Source organism: Mycolicibacterium sp. XJ1819 (assembly GCF_053483675.1).
This window is the reverse complement of the sequence record NZ_JBEFST010000057.1, coordinates 1-436: the sequence shown is the minus strand read 5'-3', so window position 1 is coordinate 436 and position 436 is coordinate 1. Positions and strand designations below refer to the sequence as shown.

General features: G+C 60.1%; 1 protein-coding gene. It reads right to left on the bottom strand.

Translation table 11 applies throughout. The features are described 5' to 3' along the window. A partial coding sequence (locus ABQE89_RS26290; RefSeq protein WP_448422177.1) for a dihydrofolate reductase family protein occupies positions 1–334 on the bottom strand: 334 nt, incomplete at its 3' end. Between the last annotated feature and the right edge of the window lie 102 nt (positions 335–436).

Genomic DNA, 436 nt, shown 5'->3' with positions numbered 1-436 from the left:
GGGTCACTACCTCGACGGGGTGGCCGCGGTCCAGCCGGGAGTTCCAGTCGACGGACTCCAGGGTGTGCGAGAACACGACCTTGGGCATGTCGCGCCAGATGCGGGCGTAGTCGACGATCAACGGGGTGGCATCGGGGGCCTGGTCGGCCGTCGGCCAGTATGCGGACATCAATTCGTAGAGCCGTCGTCCGTAGAACGATAGGGCGGTCTCCCGCTCGAAGTCGTTCCAGTACTGATGTAGTTCTTCGCTCGGATCGGACCAGTCGATGTTGCCTTGTGCGTCGGCGATGTATCCGTCCACCGAAGTGTTGAAGCCATAGATGAGTCTGCCCATGCAGATCAGACTGCACGCGAAGGCAAAACTCATTGCGACGCCACGCGAGATATTGTCTGACCGTTTTGGATCGAGCGAGCGTCAGACTCGTCGGGGTATAGA